The organism is Hafnia sp. (assembly GCF_036648275.1).
Classification (GTDB): Bacteria; Pseudomonadota; Gammaproteobacteria; order Enterobacterales; family Enterobacteriaceae; genus Hafnia; species Hafnia alvei.
Map to the genome: position 1 here is coordinate 69,702 of NZ_JAVXIQ010000010.1, position 16,594 is coordinate 86,295.

General features: G+C 49.2%; 14 protein-coding genes and 2 tRNA genes. 4 read left to right on the top strand and 12 right to left on the bottom strand.

The features are described 5' to 3' along the window. Window positions 1-51: 51 nt before the first annotated feature. From infB to rlmE, 10 genes are all read right to left on the bottom strand, one after another. A complete protein-coding gene (infB, locus tag RSC70_RS11295; RefSeq protein ID WP_040046295.1) occupies window positions 52-2,754 on the bottom strand; it encodes a translation initiation factor IF-2 in 2,703 nt (900 codons plus the stop codon). 24 nt (window positions 2,755-2,778) lie between these two features. Continuing rightward, a complete protein-coding gene (gene nusA, locus RSC70_RS11300) occupies window positions 2,779-4,266 on the bottom strand; it encodes a transcription termination factor NusA (RefSeq protein WP_040046296.1) in 1,488 nt (495 codons plus the stop codon). 21 nt (window positions 4,267-4,287) lie between these two features. After that, a complete protein-coding gene (gene rimP / locus RSC70_RS11305; RefSeq protein ID WP_071603080.1) occupies window positions 4,288-4,740 on the bottom strand; it encodes a ribosome maturation factor RimP in 453 nt (150 codons plus the stop codon). A 215-nt stretch (window positions 4,741-4,955) separates the two neighbouring features. Beyond that, window positions 4,956-5,032: transfer RNA gene (locus RSC70_RS11310), tRNA-Met, on the bottom strand. A 56-nt stretch (window positions 5,033-5,088) separates the two neighbouring features. Further along, window positions 5,089-5,175, bottom strand: a tRNA-Leu gene (locus tag RSC70_RS11315). Between the two features lie 127 nt (window positions 5,176-5,302). Beyond that, the gene (gene secG / locus RSC70_RS11320; RefSeq protein ID WP_025798849.1) at window positions 5,303-5,638 is read right to left on the bottom strand and encodes a preprotein translocase subunit SecG; all 336 of its coding nucleotides are present in this window, start codon (window positions 5,636-5,638) and stop codon (window positions 5,303-5,305) included. Between the two features lie 235 nt (window positions 5,639-5,873). Then, the gene (glmM, locus tag RSC70_RS11325) at window positions 5,874-7,211 is read right to left on the bottom strand and encodes a phosphoglucosamine mutase (RefSeq protein WP_040046297.1); all 1,338 of its coding nucleotides are present in this window, start codon (window positions 7,209-7,211) and stop codon (window positions 5,874-5,876) included. Window positions 7,212-7,217: 6 nt separating this feature from the next. After that, window positions 7,218-8,051 (bottom strand): dihydropteroate synthase, encoded by an 834-nt coding sequence (folP, locus tag RSC70_RS11330; RefSeq protein ID WP_332542463.1) that lies wholly within the window; start codon window positions 8,049-8,051, stop codon window positions 7,218-7,220. Window positions 8,052-8,167: 116 nt separating this feature from the next. Next, window positions 8,168-10,111 (bottom strand): ATP-dependent zinc metalloprotease FtsH, encoded by a 1,944-nt coding sequence (gene ftsH, locus RSC70_RS11335; RefSeq protein WP_332542464.1) that lies wholly within the window; start codon window positions 10,109-10,111, stop codon window positions 8,168-8,170. A 56-nt stretch (window positions 10,112-10,167) separates the two neighbouring features. Next, window positions 10,168-10,794, bottom strand: a complete 627-nt coding sequence (gene rlmE, locus RSC70_RS11340) for a 23S rRNA (uridine(2552)-2'-O)-methyltransferase RlmE (RefSeq protein WP_025798842.1) — start codon at window positions 10,792-10,794, stop codon at window positions 10,168-10,170. A gap of 140 nt (window positions 10,795-10,934) precedes the next feature. Here rlmE and yhbY point away from each other — a divergent pair, with 140 nt between their 5' ends. Then, window positions 10,935-11,228 (top strand): ribosome assembly RNA-binding protein YhbY, encoded by a 294-nt coding sequence (gene yhbY / locus RSC70_RS11345; protein WP_040046298.1) that lies wholly within the window; start codon window positions 10,935-10,937, stop codon window positions 11,226-11,228. Between the two features lie 139 nt (window positions 11,229-11,367). Here the strand turns inward: yhbY and greA are convergent, their stop codons facing one another. Next, on the bottom strand, window positions 11,368-11,844 hold the full coding sequence (gene greA, locus RSC70_RS11350; RefSeq protein ID WP_040046299.1) for a transcription elongation factor GreA: 477 nt from the start codon (window positions 11,842-11,844) through the stop codon (window positions 11,368-11,370). Window positions 11,845-12,120: 276 nt separating this feature from the next. On the opposite strand from greA, the gene dacB reads away from it, so the two are divergent. From dacB to pmrB, 3 genes are read left to right on the top strand one after another with little or no spacing between them, the layout of a single operon-like run. Continuing rightward, a complete protein-coding gene (dacB, locus tag RSC70_RS11355; protein WP_025798836.1) occupies window positions 12,121-13,554 on the top strand; it encodes a serine-type D-Ala-D-Ala carboxypeptidase in 1,434 nt (477 codons plus the stop codon). A 37-nt stretch (window positions 13,555-13,591) separates the two neighbouring features. Continuing rightward, window positions 13,592-14,254 (top strand): two-component system response regulator PmrA, encoded by a 663-nt coding sequence (gene pmrA / locus RSC70_RS11360; RefSeq protein ID WP_025798835.1) that lies wholly within the window; start codon window positions 13,592-13,594, stop codon window positions 14,252-14,254. Next, on the top strand, window positions 14,251-15,315 hold the full coding sequence (gene pmrB, locus RSC70_RS11365) for a two-component system sensor histidine kinase PmrB (RefSeq protein WP_332542466.1): 1,065 nt from the start codon (window positions 14,251-14,253) through the stop codon (window positions 15,313-15,315). Before pmrA ends, pmrB begins: the two co-directional genes overlap by 4 nt. Before the next feature lie 69 nt (window positions 15,316-15,384). On the opposite strand, the gene cgtA is transcribed toward pmrB, so the two are convergent. Continuing rightward, window positions 15,385-16,563: an Obg family GTPase CgtA gene (gene cgtA, locus RSC70_RS11370; RefSeq protein ID WP_025798833.1), complete on the bottom strand. Its 1,179-nt coding sequence runs from the start codon at window positions 16,561-16,563 to the stop codon at window positions 15,385-15,387. Window positions 16,564-16,594 lie beyond the last annotated feature (31 nt).

Below are 16,594 nucleotides of genomic sequence, written 5' to 3' on the forward strand. Positions count from 1 at the left end.
TCGGGGGGCATTAAGCCCCCCAAAGATATTATAAGCTGAGCGCTTACCTAATTACTCAATGGTACGCTTAACTTCGATGATTTCGAATACTTCGATCATATCGCCAGTGCGAACGTCGTTGTAGTTCTTAACACCGATACCACATTCCATGCCGTTACGGACTTCGTTAACGTCATCTTTGAAGCGGCGCAGGGATTCCAGCTCGCCTTCATAGATAACCACGTTGTCACGCAGAACGCGGATTGGGTTGTGACGTTTAACGACACCTTCAGTAACCATACAGCCTGCGATAGCACCGAACTTAGGTGATTTGAACACGTCACGAACTTCGGCCAAGCCGATGATTTCTTGACGATATTCAGGCGCCAACATACCGCTCATCGCCTGCTTAACTTCGTCAATCAGGTTATAGATGACGGAGTAGTAACGCAGATCCAGGCTTTCAGTTTCAATCACGCGACGCGCAGAAGCATCGGCACGGACGTTGAAGCCAAGGATGATAGCGTTAGATGCAGCGGCCAGAGTCGCGTCAGTTTCAGTGATGCCGCCCACGCCGGAGCCAACAATTTTCACTTTCACTTCATCGGTAGACAGACCTAACAATGCATCGGAAATCGCTTCGCAAGAACCCTGTACGTCAGATTTCAGTACGATGTTCAGTTCAGAAACTTCACCTTCGCTCATGTTCGCAAACATGTTTTCCAGTTTAGATTTCTGCTGACGAGCCAGTTTAACTTCGCGGAATTTACCCTGACGATACAGAGCAACTTCACGGGCTTTTTTCTCGTCACGAACAACGGTCGCTTCGTCACCGGCAGCAGGAACGCTGGACAGACCCAGAATTTCTACAGGGATAGAAGGACCGGCTGAGGTCACTTCGCGGCCCATTTCGTCGCGCATCGCACGCACACGGCCATACTCGAAGCCACACAGAACGATATCGCCTTTATTCAGCGTACCTTCTTGAACCAGAACAGTTGCAACCGGACCGCGACCTTTATCCAGGAAGGATTCGATAACAACGCCGCTCGCCATACCGCTGCGAACTGCTTTCAATTCCAGAACTTCTGCCTGCAACAGGATAGCGTCTAGCAGATCATCAATACCGGTACCCGCTTTAGCAGATACAGGGATGAACTGAGACTCGCCGCCCCACTCTTCTGGCATTACGCCGTACTGGGACAGTTCGTTTTTAACGCGATCCATATCCGCTTCAGGCTTATCGATTTTGTTCACAGCAACAACAACCGGCACTTTTGCCGCTTTAGCATGCTGGATTGCTTCGATAGTCTGTGGCATTACGCCATCGTCGGCAGCAACAACCAGAACAACGATATCTGTAGCCTGAGCACCACGAGCACGCATAGAAGTAAATGCGGCGTGACCTGGGGTATCCAGGAAGGTGATCATACCGTTGTCGGTTTCTACGTGGTAAGCACCGATGTGCTGAGTAATACCACCTGCTTCGCCCGATGCCACTTTCGTGGAGCGGATGTAGTCCAGCAGGGAAGTTTTACCGTGGTCAACGTGGCCCATGATGGTTACAACTGGAGCACGAGGCTCTGCGGCTGCACCGGTATCACGGTCACTCATTACTGCTTCTTCCAGCTCGTTTTCACGACGCAGGATAACTTTATGGCCCATTTCTTCAGCAACCATCTGAGCAGTTTCCTGATCGATGACCTGATTGATGGTAGCCATAGCGCCCATCTTCATCATTGCTTTGATGACTTGGGAGCCTTTAACAGCCATTTTGTTAGCCAGTTCTGCAACGGTAATGGTTTCGCCAATGATGACGTCACGGTTTACCGCTTGAGCAGGCTTGTTGAAGCCTTGCTGCAGAGTGCTTGGTTTACGTTTGCCTTTACCACCACGAGTCTGAGCACGTGCTTCTTCACGATCGGCTTTAGATTCAGACAGTTTATTGCCTTTCTTCTGCTTAGTCGCTTTGGTTGCGGTACGTGCACGAGCGCGGCCAGCTTCAACCTGACGGTCGTTTTCATCTTCTGCTTCACGAGCATGATGAGAAGTGGTTACGTGGTAGTCAGAAGTATCCTCTGCGGTCTCTGCTTCTGGCGCTTTGCCTTCGTTAGCTTCAGCCATTTTGCGAGCTTCTTCAGAAACACGCTTAGCGTCTTCTTCAAGCTTACGCAGTGCTTCTTCTTCAGCTTTGCGTTTCAGTACAGCAGCTTCGGCTTCACGGCGCGCTTTCTCAGCATGCGCAGCTTTGGTTTTTTCGTCGGTATTTTGATTCGTCACTTTTTCACTTTCCGCTGCGCCACGCTTAGCTTTATCAGCGGCCTCACGTTTGGCTTGCTCTTCCAGGTTACGTTTCGCCTGATCTTCAGCAATACGCTTCGCTTTTTCTTCTGCTTCACGTTTTGCTTTCTCTTCAGTCTCACGACGAGCCTGCTCTTCCGCTTCACGCTGTGCCTGTGCTTCTGCTTCAGCCTGTTCAGCTGCCGCATCGCCTTTTACATAAGTGCGCTTTTTGCGGACCTCAATTTGCACGGCTTTGCTTTTTCCGCCGGTGCTTGGAACATTCAATGTGCTGCGTGTTTTACGCTGCAGCGTCAGTTTACCTGATGCGCTGCCATGCTCACGATTTAAATGAGCTAATAATGTTTCTCTTTCCTGTGGGCTCACAGAATCATTTTCTGACTTCTTAATCCCTGCATCAGCTAACTGCTGTACCAGGCGATCAACGGAAGTCTGTATCTCTGCTGCCAGTGATTTTACGGTTACTTCTGTCATGCTGTTCCTTCCCGCTACAGTTCATTATTCACTATCGCCAAACCAGCAAATATTGCGCGCAGCCATAATCAGCTCGCCGGCCTTCTCACTATTCAGGCCTTCAATATCTGCTAGATCGTCGATGCCCTGCTCGGCAAGATCTTCCAGCGTACAAACCCCACGAGCGGCCATTTTAAAGGCGATACCACGGTCTAAACCTTCCAGACCCAACAGGTCGTCGGCTGGCTTTTGGTCACCCAGGCTTTCTTCCTGAGCCAAAGCCAGAGTGGTTAACGCATTTTTTGCGCGCTCGCGCAAAGCGTCTACCGTATCTTCATCCAGACCGTCAACGGCCAGCAGTTCCTGTTCAGGAACGTAAGCCAGTTCTTCCAGAGTAGAGAAGCCTTCTTCAACCAATAGGGTTGCGAAGTCTTCATCAATATCGAGATATTTGGTGAATGTATCGATAGCTGCGTGAGCTTCGGCCTGATGTTTAGCCTGAAGATCATCAACGGTCATTACGTTCAGTTCCCAGCCGCTCAGTTGAGCTGCCAGACGAACGTTTTGGCCATTACGCCCAATTGCCTGAGCCAGATTGCTTGCTTCAACCGCGATGTCCATTGTGTGTTTATCTTCATCCACAACAATAGAAGCCACGTCGGCTGGCGCCATAGCATTGATAACGAACTGTGCTGGATTATCATCCCACAATACGATGTCGATACGTTCGCCACCCAGTTCGCTAGAAACGGCCTGAACACGCGCACCGCGCATACCCACACACGCCCCTACCGGGTCAATACGTTTATCGTTGGTTTTCACCGCGATTTTTGCACGGGAACCCGGATCGCGGGCTGCGGCTTTAATCTCGATGACTTCTTCGCCGATTTCCGGCACTTCAATGCGGAACAGCTCGATCAGCATTTCTGGACGTGAACGGCTCACAAACAGCTGAGCGCCACGCGCTTCTGGACGCACGTCATACAGCACACCGCGGATACGGTCGCCCGGACGGAAGTTTTCACGCGGAAGCATGTCTTCACGGCCAATAACGGCTTCGGCATTGCTGCCCAGATCTAATGAGATGTTGTCGCGATTTACTTTTTTAACCACGCCGGTGACGATCTCACCTTGGTGCTGACGGAATGCATCAACCACCATTGCGCGTTCAGCTTCACGTACTTTTTGTACGATAACCTGTTTTGCGGTTTGCGTCGTAATACGGTCGAAGGTTACAGATTCGATCTGGTCTTCGACATACTCACCCAACTGTAACGCTGGATCTTCAAACTGAGCCGCATCAAGAGTAATTTCGCGGGTTGGTTGAGTAACTTCATCAACGATAACCCAGCGACGGAAAGTATCGAAATCGCCAGTTTTGCGATCGATGCAAACACGAACGTCGATTTCTTGTTCGTATTTTTTCTTGGTGGCAGTCGCCAGTGCAGTTTCCAGTGCTTCAAAAATTTTTTCGCGAGGAAGCGATTTTTCGTTGGAAACTGCCTCAACAACAGCCAGAATTTCTTTGTTCATCCTAGTGGCCTCATCCAAACTTTAAAAGTGGGGTACCAGGTTCGCTTTCTGGATGTTGCTCAGCGCGAACACTTCGTCTTTTCCATCTACAGTAACCGTGATCATCTCGCCTTCGACAGCTTTAATAATACCCTGCCATTTGCGACGATTCTGCACCGCCATACGTAATACCAGTGAAACCTCTTCGCCCATAAAACGAACGTAGTGATCGGCGGTAAACATTGGACGATCAAGGCCAGGAGATGAAACTTCCAGGTTATATGCAACCGTAATTGGATCTTCGACGTCAAGAACGGCACTGACCTGGTGGCTGACATCAGCACAATCATCAACATTGATCCCTTCGTCACTATCAATATAGATGCGTAGCGTTGAATGGTGACTGCGGATGAACTCAATACCAACCAATTCGAAGCCTAATGCCTCAACCGGCGCCGAAATCATCTCTGTCAATTTTTGCTCTAATGTGGACAAGCCCACCCCCAAGACATAAAAAAAGGGCTAAATAGCCCAGTGATTCTGTTGTCAGATAACAAAAAACCCCGAAAAATCGGGGCTTTATGCAACTGGACCCTATATACTGCCGAACGAATTCAGTGCCGCTTTCTGACAATATTTTTTTCAAAACACCCGTTTGAGTCGTTGGCTGAACGTAAACAGTATATTTGAAAAAAGATACTTTAGGAAAGTGGTTGCGGGGGCCGGATTTGAACCGACGACCTTCGGGTTATGAGCCCGACGAGCTACCAGGCTGCTCCACCCCGCGTCCGAATCGTGGCGAATACTACTCTAATAACGTTGAAAAAACAAGTTATCTAGGATTGGTACCGAGGACGGGACTTGAACCCGTAAGCCCTATTGGGCACTACCACCTCAAGGTAGCGTGTCTACCAATTCCACCACCTCGGCATTACGAAAGTGATAAGCCGTATTCAAAACTTATCACCTTTTACTTCAGTCTCTAAAAGATAGCTTTTAAAAACTTTACTGCTAAATTCTGTACTTCTTGGTTACTGCTGGCTTCAAGCTAGTGCGATTAGTGAGGAATATCGCTACTTGGGGTTACCGGAGCTGCTGGTGCAGCAGGTTGCTCAGTTTTCACTGGCGCGCCCAGATTTTCCCACTCACTGCCTTTCTTGCCTTGCTGACCGCTCAGGTTACCCAAAACCAGACTCAGTACAAAGAACAGTGTCGCTAAGACAGCTGTCGTACGGGTCATGAAGTTACCCGAGCCATTGGAACCGAACAAAGTTGCAGATGCGCCAGCGCCGAATGAAGCGCCCATATCAGCACCTTTACCTTGCTGCAGCATAACCATGGCAACTAAGCCAATTGATACCAGCAGGAAAATTACTAAAAGAGCTTCATACATAGTCGTACCTGTTTCCTTGCGGGATTTCCGCAGCCAAAAGCTTCAACCATTAAAGCAGACAAAAATAAGTCTACTGAAGCGGGTGTGAATACTACCCAATGCCGCCAAGCCGTGCAAGAGCAATTTATGATGTGTAGCGCGATTGCAGAAAAAACCAGCAAAACATCAAGATTCACTGGTTTTTCATCACATAACTACACTGACAAACATGCTGACAAAATTGCTCGGCAGTTAGTTAACCTGCTGCTTTCACGGCGTCAGCGATGCGGTTAGCCATTTCTGTTACTTGCGCATCATCTTCGCCTTCCACCATCACACGAATCAATGGCTCGGTACCTGATTTACGTAACAGCACGCGGCCACGGCCATTAAGCTGTGCTTCAACTTCTGCTGTCACAGCTTTTACACTGTCCGTTTGCAGTGGATCGTGATTGCCCGCAAAGCGCACGTTGACCAGAACCTGTGGCAATAACTTCATGCCGCTGCACAGATCGTGCAAAGTCATATGGTTACGCACAATAGCAGCCAACACTTGCAGACCGGCCACAATACCGTCACCGGTAGTTGTTTTGTCGAGAATAATCACATGGCCTGAGTTTTCAGCGCCTAAACGCCAGCCTTTAGCGGCCATCATTTCCAGCACGTAACGGTCGCCGACTTTCGCGCGTGCAAATGGAATACCCAGCTGTTTCAGTGCCAGCTCTAAGCCCATATTGCTCATCAAGGTGCCTACCGCACCGCCACGCAGGTTACCCTGACGCAGGTTTTCACGGGCGGTAAGATAAAGGATCTGGTCACCGTCAACTTTATGGCCTAAATGGTCAACCATCATGACGCGGTCACCATCGCCATCAAAGGCCAAACCGACATCGGCTTTCTCGGCTAAAACACGCGCCTGCAGTTGGCGTACGTCAGTTGCGCCACACTCTTTGTTGATGTTCATGCCATCAGGATCACAACCGATCGCGATTACCGTTGCGCCGAGCTCACGCAGCACGCTAGGCGCGATGTGATAAGTCGCACCGTTGGCACAGTCGACAACAATTTTAAGCCCGCTCAGGCTTAATTCCGTTGGGAAAGTACTCTTACAAAATTCGATATAACGACCCGCGGCATCTACGATGCGGTTTGCTTTACCTAACTCAGCCGATTCCACGCAGGTCAGTGGTTTTTCCATTTCGGCTTCAATCGCTTCTTCGACTTCATCTGGCAACTTAGTACCGTCGATTGAGAAGAATTTGATCCCATTATCGTAATAAGGGTTATGCGACGCAGAGATAACGATACCGGCTTCAGCACGGAAAGTACGCGTGAGATAAGCGACAGCAGGCGTTGGCATTGGCCCGGTGAAGGACGCTGATAAGCCCGCCGCTGCCAGACCCGCTTCTAAAGCAGACTCCAGCATATAACCAGAAATACGGGTATCTTTACCGATGATAATTTTACGCGAACCGTGACGCGCCAAAACTTTACCCGCAGCCCAGCCGAGCTTTAACACAAAATCAGGAGTAATCGGGCAGTCACCCACTTTTCCGCGAATCCCGTCCGTACCAAAATATTTGCGCTCGCTCATAAATCTTTATCCCTTCGCTGAAAGTGTAGCTTCGACGACACGCATCGCCTCAACTGTCTCTTTAACATCATGAACCCGAATAATATGGGCTCCTTGCATTGCGGCAATCACTGCACATGCCACACTTCCCGTCACGCGTTGTGTCGGACCAACTTTTAGAAGCTGACCAATCATTGATTTACGAGACATACCAACAAGAAGTGGTAAGCCAAAATGATGGAAATGCGCTAGGTGAGCCAGAAGTTGGTAATTATGCTCCAGATTCTTGCCAAAACCAAAACCGGGATCAATCAATAAGTGGCTTTTATCAATGCCTGCCGCGGTGCATCGTTCGATTTGTGATGTGAGATAGCTATCGACCTCAGCAACCACATCGGTATAGACAGGTTTGTGCTGCATGGTTTTTGGATCGCCCTGCATATGCATCAAGCATACCGGCAAACCCGATTGTGCCGCCGCTTCTAACGCGCCGGGCTCACTCAGAGAGCGAATATCATTGATCAAAGTCGCACCGGCCTGTGCGCTGGCGGTAATCACTTCGGCTTTTGACGTATCTACCGAAATCCAAACGTCGAAATAGCGAGCAATCAGCTCAACGATGGGCACCACACGTTCAAGTTCTTCTTCGGTGCTCACTTCTGCGGCACCAGGGCGAGTCGATTCACCGCCAACATCAATGATGGTTGCGCCTGCGCTGATCATCGCTTCCGCATGGCGTAAAGCGGCATCCAATCCATTATGTTTACCACCGTCGGAAAATGAATCCGGCGTGACATTTAAAATCCCCATCACTTGAGGGTAAGTAAGGTCCAGAGTTAACCCTTGCGCTTTCAGCTGCATGCAGTCTCCATATTTCATTTTTATTTTTGAGGTGGGTATTTGAACGCAAAAAAAAACCCCGAGCAAGTCGGGGTTTGTCTGTCAGCACACCATATTGGCTACATCAGCCAGCGCGTTTACTTCTCGCCGGTGTTGCCAGTTGTGATGTTGTCATCAGAAGATGGCGTATTCAGCTGTTCTTCCGCAGGCTTGTTCACTGGAGCTTGGGGAGCGCCGCCGTTGTCTGAACGGTTATTTTGCTCTTCTTCCCAACCAGCAGGTGGACGAACTTCGCGGCGAGCCATCAAATCATCAACCTGTGGAGCATCGATGGTTTCATATTTCATCAATGCATCTTTCATTGCATGCATGATATCCATATTGTCTTCCAGCAACTGGCGCGTGCGCGCGTAGTTACGTTCAATCAATGCTTTCACTTCTTGGTCGATGATGCGTGCAGTTTCGTCAGACATGTGTTTTGTCTTAGAAACCGAACGACCCAAGAACACTTCACCTTCTTCTTCCGCATACAGCAATGGCCCCAGTTTTTCTGAGAAGCCCCATTGAGTCACCATGTTACGAGCGATTGTAGTCGCCTGTTTGATGTCCTGTGATGCGCCAGTAGAAACATTTTCAACGCCGTAAATCAGTTCTTCAGCCAAACGACCACCGTAGGCAACGGAAATCATACTTTCCAGCTTCTGACGGCTGTAGCTGATGGCGTCACCCTGTGGCAGGAAGAAGGTCACACCTAACGCACGACCGCGCGGAATAATAGTGACTTTGTGTACCGGGTCATGTTCAGGAACCAGACGACCGATGATCGCATGGCCTGCTTCATGATACGCGGTAGATTCTTTCTGCTCTTCGGTCATGACCATAGAACGACGCTCTGCGCCCATCATGATCTTATCTTTGGCTTTTTCAAACTCAACCATCGATACAACGCGTTTGTTAGTACGGGCAGCAAACAAGGCAGCTTCGTTGACTAAGTTAGCCAAATCAGCACCAGAGAAACCTGGCGTACCACGTGCAATAACGGATGCATCAATGTCTGTTGCCAATGGCACGCGACGCATATGAACTTTCAGGATCTGCTCACGACCACGTACGTCTGGCAAACCAACCACAACCTGACGGTCGAAACGGCCTGGACGCAGTAACGCAGGGTCCAATACGTCTGGGCGGTTAGTTGCGGCAATAACGATGATACCTTCGTTACCTTCGAAACCATCCATCTCAACCAGCATCTGGTTCAGGGTTTGTTCACGCTCATCGTGACCACCGCCTAAACCCGCACCACGTTGACGGCCTACGGCGTCAATTTCATCGATGAAGATGATACATGGAGCTGCTTTCTTCGCCTGTTCAAACATGTCACGGACACGGGATGCACCCACACCGACGAACATTTCAACAAAGTCAGAACCGGAAATAGTAAAGAATGGAACTTTAGCTTCACCCGCGATGGCTTTAGCCAGCAAAGTTTTACCAGTACCTGGAGGACCAACCATCAAGATACCTTTCGGGATCTTACCGCCCAGTTTCTGGAAACGGCTTGGGTCACGCAGGTATTCCACTAATTCGGCAACTTCTTCTTTTGCTTCGTCACAACCGGCGACGTCTGCAAAAGTGGTCTTGATCTGATCTTCGGTCAGCATGCGAGCCTTGCTCTTACCGAACGACATGGCACCTTTGCCACCGCCGCCCTGCATCTGACGCATAAAGAAGATCCAGACCCCAATCAGCAACAACATTGGGAACCAAGAGATAAAAATAGTCGCCAAGAAACTTGGTTCTTCTGGTGGTTCACCAACAACTTTCACATTCTTAGTTAACAAAGAATCCAGCAGTTTAGGATCGTTAACCGGAATATAGGTTGTGTATTTACCACTGTCTTTCTTGGTAACGTTAATTTCACGTCCATTGATACGGACCTCACGCACCTGATCCTGATTAACCTCAGTTAGGAACGTAGAGTAATCCACCCTACGGCTATTCGATTCGCTGGGCCCAAAGCTCTGGAACACGGACATCAGCACTACTGCGATGACCAGCCAGAGGATTAGGTTTTTCGCCATGTCACTCAAGGGATTAACCTCATATTACAACTGTGTTAACAATAAGCATCAGGGTACTATAGTTTCCGCCCTGTCGCTACGATGTATACTTCCCGCGAACGTGCTCGGGATGCATCAGGCTTACGAATCTTAACCTTCGTAAACAGGGAGCGGATCTGCGTAAGGTACTCGTCAAAGCCCTCTCCCTGGAACACTTTCACCAAAAAACTACCGCCAGGGGCTAAAACATCCTTGGCCATTTCCAGCGCTAATTCAACCAGATACATTGAGCGCGGAATATCTACCGACGGCGTACCACTCATGTTGGGAGCCATATCTGACATCACAACCTGTACTTTATCCTCGCCCACGCGTTCGGTCAGCGCTTTGAGAACTAATTCATCACGAAAATCGCCCTGAAGGAAATCGACACCAACGATAGGATCCATAGGCAGAATATCGCAAGCAATCACCCGCCCGCTGTTTCCGATTTGCGTGACCACATACTGTGACCACCCTCCTGGCGCAGCGCCGAGATCAACGACGGTCATTCCCGGTTTAAATAGCTTGTCAGTGCTTTGTATTTCATCAAGTTTAAACCAAGCACGAGAACGAAGTCCCTTTTTCTGTGCCTGAATTACATATTTGTCACTAAAGTGTTCGTGCATCCAGCGGTTTGAGCTGGCGGAACGTTTTTTACCCATCTGATATTAACTCTCTAAACAACAGTTTCATCCACTCAGTTGCTTCGGAGTGTCCATGACCATGTAAGACCGATTTGGTGATACACTGGAGATGGCGGTAGAATGTACCGTTTTCAATCCCAACCTAAGCAAAAAAGACGATGAATCTGAATAACAAGCAAAAACAGCACCTAAAAAGCTTGGCCCATCCGCTCAAACCTGTTGTGCAATTAGGCAACAATGGTTTGACTGAAGGTGTTCTCGCTGAAATTGAACAGGCGCTAACGCATCATGAACTCATCAAGGTGAAAATTGCCGCTGAAGAGCGCGATACCAAAACCTTGATTGCTGACGCCATCGTCCGAGAAACTGGTGCGTGTCAAGTGCAGCTGATCGGTAACGTATTAGTCATTTACCGCCCAAGCCAAGAACGCAAGATCAGTTTACCGCGTTAATACCTTTTCGTATAAAGAAAAGATATAGCACAAACTGAGATGCTTTCTCACCCTAATAGAAAGGCCGCATTGCGGCCTTTTTCTTATCTTTACAAAACTTATTGCCGATTGTACAAAGTCTCAGCAACATTCAGAAAGATCAGATGTATTCGACCTTCAGAACTTCGAATTCAACTTCACCGCCAGGGGTTTTGATCACCACAATATCCCCTTGCTCTTTACCGATAAGGCCACGTGCAATCGGTGAGTTCACCGAGATACGGTTGTGTTTAAAATCAGCCTCATCATCGCCAACAATCGAATAAGTTAGCTTATCTTCAGTATCGAGATTCTCAACGCTTACCGTACAACCAAAAATCACACGGCCAGTATTTGGGATTTTGGTAACATCAATCACGTTCGCGTTTGAAAGCTTCGCTTCGATTTCCTGAATACGACCTTCACAGAAACCTTGTTGCTCACGAGCTGCGTGGTATTCGGCGTTCTCTTTCAAGTCACCATGCTCGCGCGCATCGGCGATGTCGGCAATGATTTGCGGACGACGAGTACCTTTCAGATACTCTAACTCTTCACGCAGTTTTTCTGCGCCACGCAACGTCATAGGAATCTGGTTCATAATTTAGTCACCTTAAAATCTATTCTGCTTAAGTCGCCCTCATCCTGACGCCATCAATGGATGGCCGGAAGCGATCGGCTGAAGGTTCGAAAATGCGCCCTCAGACCTTGGCGTTGAATAAAAAAATATTAACTCGGGGTCAAAAAACCCAAGTTAAAATCGATTTTGCATTTTGACGGCTATTTTAACGTAGAGTTCAGCAAGTATCATCGTTTACTTTAACCCTAGATGCACCGTAGTATGACAGGCACGTTACTCTGTAGTTATCCCGGGATTATGCAATTTTCACGAATTATCAGTGGATTGGCTTGTGCCTTAGCTTTTAGTACTCAAGCTGCGCCCGTCCAAGATTACACCCAATATTTGCCAGATGGAGCTAACTTAGCCCTTTTGGTTCAAAAAATAGGCTCCCCGACCCCTGCCATTGATTTTCATGGGCAGCAAATGGCGCTGCCTGCTAGTACGCAAAAAGTGATCACTGCACTAGCGGCACTGCTTCAGCTCGGGCCTGACTATCGTTTTTCAACCACCATGGAAACCCGTGGCTCAATTAGCGACGGAAAACTGAAAGGCGACTTAATCGTTCGCTTTGGCGGTGACCCCACGCTGCGACGCCAGCATATTCGCAATATGGTCACGGCGCTGAAAAAACAGGGCATCAATGAAATTACGGGTGATATCTTGATCGATACTTCCGTATTTGCCAGCCATGACAAAGCGCCCGGATGGCCATGGAATGACATGACCCAGTGCTTTAGTGCACCGCCAGCGGCTGCTATTGTCGATCGCAACTGTTTCTCAATTTCGCTTTATAGTGCGCCGAAGGCGGGCGATACCGCGTTTATCCGCGTCGCGTCGTATTATCCCGTGCATATGTTTAGCGAAGTGCGAACCTTGGCCAAAGGCTCCCCTGACGCGCAATACTGCGAGCTGGACGTTGTACCGGGAGAGCTAAACCGCTTTACCGTTACGGGTTGCCTGACTCAGCGTTCTGAGCCTCTACCGCTGGCATTTGCGGTCCAAGATGGCGCAAGCTACGCCGGTGCTATTGTGAAAGATGAGCTACGTCAGTCTGAAATTCAAATTGATGGCAACCTGCGTCGCCAAACAACGCCTAACGCCGCAGCCACCATTTTGGCTCAGACCCAATCAGCCCCGCTGAGCAGCTTGCTGCATACGATGCTGAAAAAATCTGACAACATGATTGCCGATACCGTCTTCCGCACTATCGGTCATGAACGCTTAGGCGTTCCGGGCACATGGCGTGCGGGCGCCGACTCTGTTCGGCAGATCCTACGCCAAAAAGCGGGGATCAATTTGGGCAATACGATTTTGGTCGATGGCTCTGGTTTGTCTCGCCACAATCTGATTTCACCCGCGACCATGATGCAAGTTCTGCAATACATTGCGCAAAACGATCAGCAACTGAACATTATCTCAATGCTGCCTTTGGCAGGTCACGACGGAACCTTACAGTACCGCGGCGGTCTTCATGAGGCAGGGGTCGATGGGAAAGTCTCAGCAAAAACCGGCTCTCTGCAAGGGGTATATAATTTAGCTGGCTTTATTACGACGGCAAGCGGTCAGCGAATGGCATTCGTCCAATATCTTTCGGGTTATGCTGTTCCACCACAGGATCAAAAAATCCGCCGCGCACCGCTGGTTCGCTTTGAAAGTCGACTCTATCGGGATATATACCAAAACAATTAGTGATATCTAAATAACAGGCTATTTGAAGCTAAGTGCTATGAAAATACTGATTGTTGAAGATGACGAACTCATCCAGCAGGGGCTTGCAAAAGCCCTCGCTAACGAAAGTTACGCCTGTGATTGTGCCGCTACGGCGGCGCAAGCTAAAAGTTTGGTGCAAGTTGGACAATATAGCTTAATCATTCTTGATCTTGGATTGCCCGATCAAGATGGTGCGTCACTGCTCCGCCAATGGCGACGCAGCGGCGTAGACGTACCGGTTCTCATACTCACCGCGCGCGATGCTATTGAAGATCGCGTTGGTGGTTTAGACGCCGGTGCTGATGATTATTTGGTAAAACCTTTCGCTCTGGTTGAGCTTCAGGCCCGCGTTCGCGCATTAATCCGCCGTTTTCAGGGTCATAGCGATAATCTGTTGCAGGTTGAGAACATTATTCTCAACCTTTCAACACAGCAGGTGACTTTCGAAGGTCAACAAATTGAGCTCACACCTAAAGAGTTTGCTCTATTATCTCGCCTCATGATGCGCGCTGGCCAAACGGTCAATCGCGAGATCTTACAGCAGGATCTTTATTCTTGGCAGGATGACCTAAGTTCTAACACGCTAGAAGTCCATATCCACAATCTTCGCCGCAAACTGGGTAAAGAACGGATTAAAACGGTTCGCAGTGTAGGCTATCGGTTGGAAAGCCAATTATGATCAGCATGCGGCGCAGTCTATTAATCATGCTGGCGCTGATTTTGCTGGTCACTCAACTCGCAAGCGCACTTTGGCTTTGGCATGAAAGCCGCGAGCAAATCGGTTTTCTGGTCAATGAAACACTAAGTGCCAAAGCACGTGACTCACATGTGGAAAAAGAGATCCGTGAGGCAATTGCTTCGCTGCTGGTTCCCTCGCTGGTCATGATGTCTTTCACGTTAATTCTATCTGCTATTGCCATCAGTTGGATAATTCGCCCCCTTAATAAGCTGCAACAGAGACTCGACAAACGCTCAGCAGACAATCTCACGCCGATTATTATTGATAGTAATATGCAAGAGATTGCCGCAGTTACCGGAACGTTGAATCAGCTATTTGCCCGCCTTAGCCACACCATTCAGCAAGAGCGCTTATTTACCGCTGACGCGGCACATGAGTTACGTACACCGTTAGCCGGTATTCGTTTGCATCTAGAATTGCTAGAGCAAGGCGGTGTGCCTGAAGCTCGTGCTTTAGTGACTCGAATCGACCAGCTCATGCACACCGTTGAGCAGTTACTGATGCTTTCACGCGCGGGGCAAAATTTTGCCAGCGGTCATTATCAAACCATCGATCTGGCGCAAGATGTCATTCCACCGCTCAAGAGCGAACTCACCGAAATGTTGGCATTAAGGCATCAAACCTTAGAGATCGACACGCCAGAGCCTGCACAGGTTCTTGGTGACGCAGTGCTGATACGCTTGATGCTACGTAATCTCGTTGAGAACGCTCATCGTTACAGCCCTGAACATTCGACCATTCGAATCAAAACGGCCAGCAATGAAAAAGGCGTTGAACTCAAAGTTATCGATCAGGGATGTGGAATTGATGAATCTAAGGCTGGCGAGCTAACACAGGCGTTTCGTCGTATGGATCAGCGCTACGGCGGCAGTGGGTTAGGTTTAAATATTGTGATTAGAATCGTTCAGCTGCATCAAGGAAAACTGACGCTCAAAAACGTTGAAACCGGCACAGGGCTCATCGCCAACTGCTGGCTACCTCATGACATTCTTGCCCGCTAGTATTTAGTTTTAATACATGAAAAAGGCTGCCATTGGCAGCCTTTTGCTTAACAAGCAGACGAAGCAGGATTACTTCTGATAAATGATTTCGACGCCTTCGTCGTCATCTTCATCCCAATCATCATCCCAGTCTTCATCGGCCTCGGCTTCAGCCTGTTCCAACTGTTCGCGATGATAGTCATCCCACATGAACTCTGCTTTCTTGGCTTTTTCTTTCTCTTCTTCCACTTCAGCGTCGCGTGGCTGTGTGTCGAGGAAGTGCATAACGTCCCAGCACAGCGCGTTAACGCCTTCGCGGTTAGCCGCAGAAATCAGATAGTGCTTGTCTTCCCAGCCCAGAGCGTCTGCAATCGCCTGTGCGCGTTGTTTAGCTTCTTCAGGATCAAGGATGTCGATCTTGTTGAAAACTAACCAGCGTGGCTTCTGAGAGAGTTTTTCGCTGTATTGGCCCAGCTCGTTGATGATCACTTTCGCGTTCTCGATAGGATCGCTTTCATCGATAGGTGCTAAGTCAATCAGGTGCAACAACACGCGGCAACGTTCCAAATGCTTGAGGAATCGAATCCCCAAACCAGCGCCTTCAGAAGCCCCTTCAATCAGACCTGGGATATCCGCAACCACAAAGCTTTTTTCGTGGTCCATGCGCACAACGCCAAGGCTTGGAACCAGCGTTGTAAATGGATAGTCAGCGACCTTCGGTTTTGCAGCAGAAACAGCGCGAATGAACGTGGATTTACCTGCATTCGGCAGACCCAGCATGCCCACATCGGCCAGCAGCAGCAGTTCTAATTTCAGATCGCGCTTGTCGCCTTTGGTCCCCATCGTCTTTTGACGCGGAGCACGGTTTACGGATGATTTGAAACGGGTGTTACCCAATCCATGCCAGCCGCCTTTACCGACCATCAACTTCTGGCCGTGACGAGTCATATCGCCCAGAACCTCGCCGGTATCTAAATCGACAACGCGCGTTCCGACTGGAACTTTAACGGTAATATCATTACCGCGCTTACCGGTACAGTCACGGCTTTGGCCGTTCTGACCGCGTTCTGCACGGAAAGACTTCTCAAAACGATAGTCAATCAGGGTATTCAGGTTTTCATCGGCCAGCAGATAAACATCGCCGCCGTCACCGCCATCGCCGCCGTCTGGGCCGCCACGCGGAATATATTTTTCACGACGGAAGCTGACGCAGCCATTGCCGCCATCACCGGCTTCGATGTGAATCGCTGCTTCATCTACAAATTTCATTTACTGTCTCCGTAAATCATTTACCGGGCTG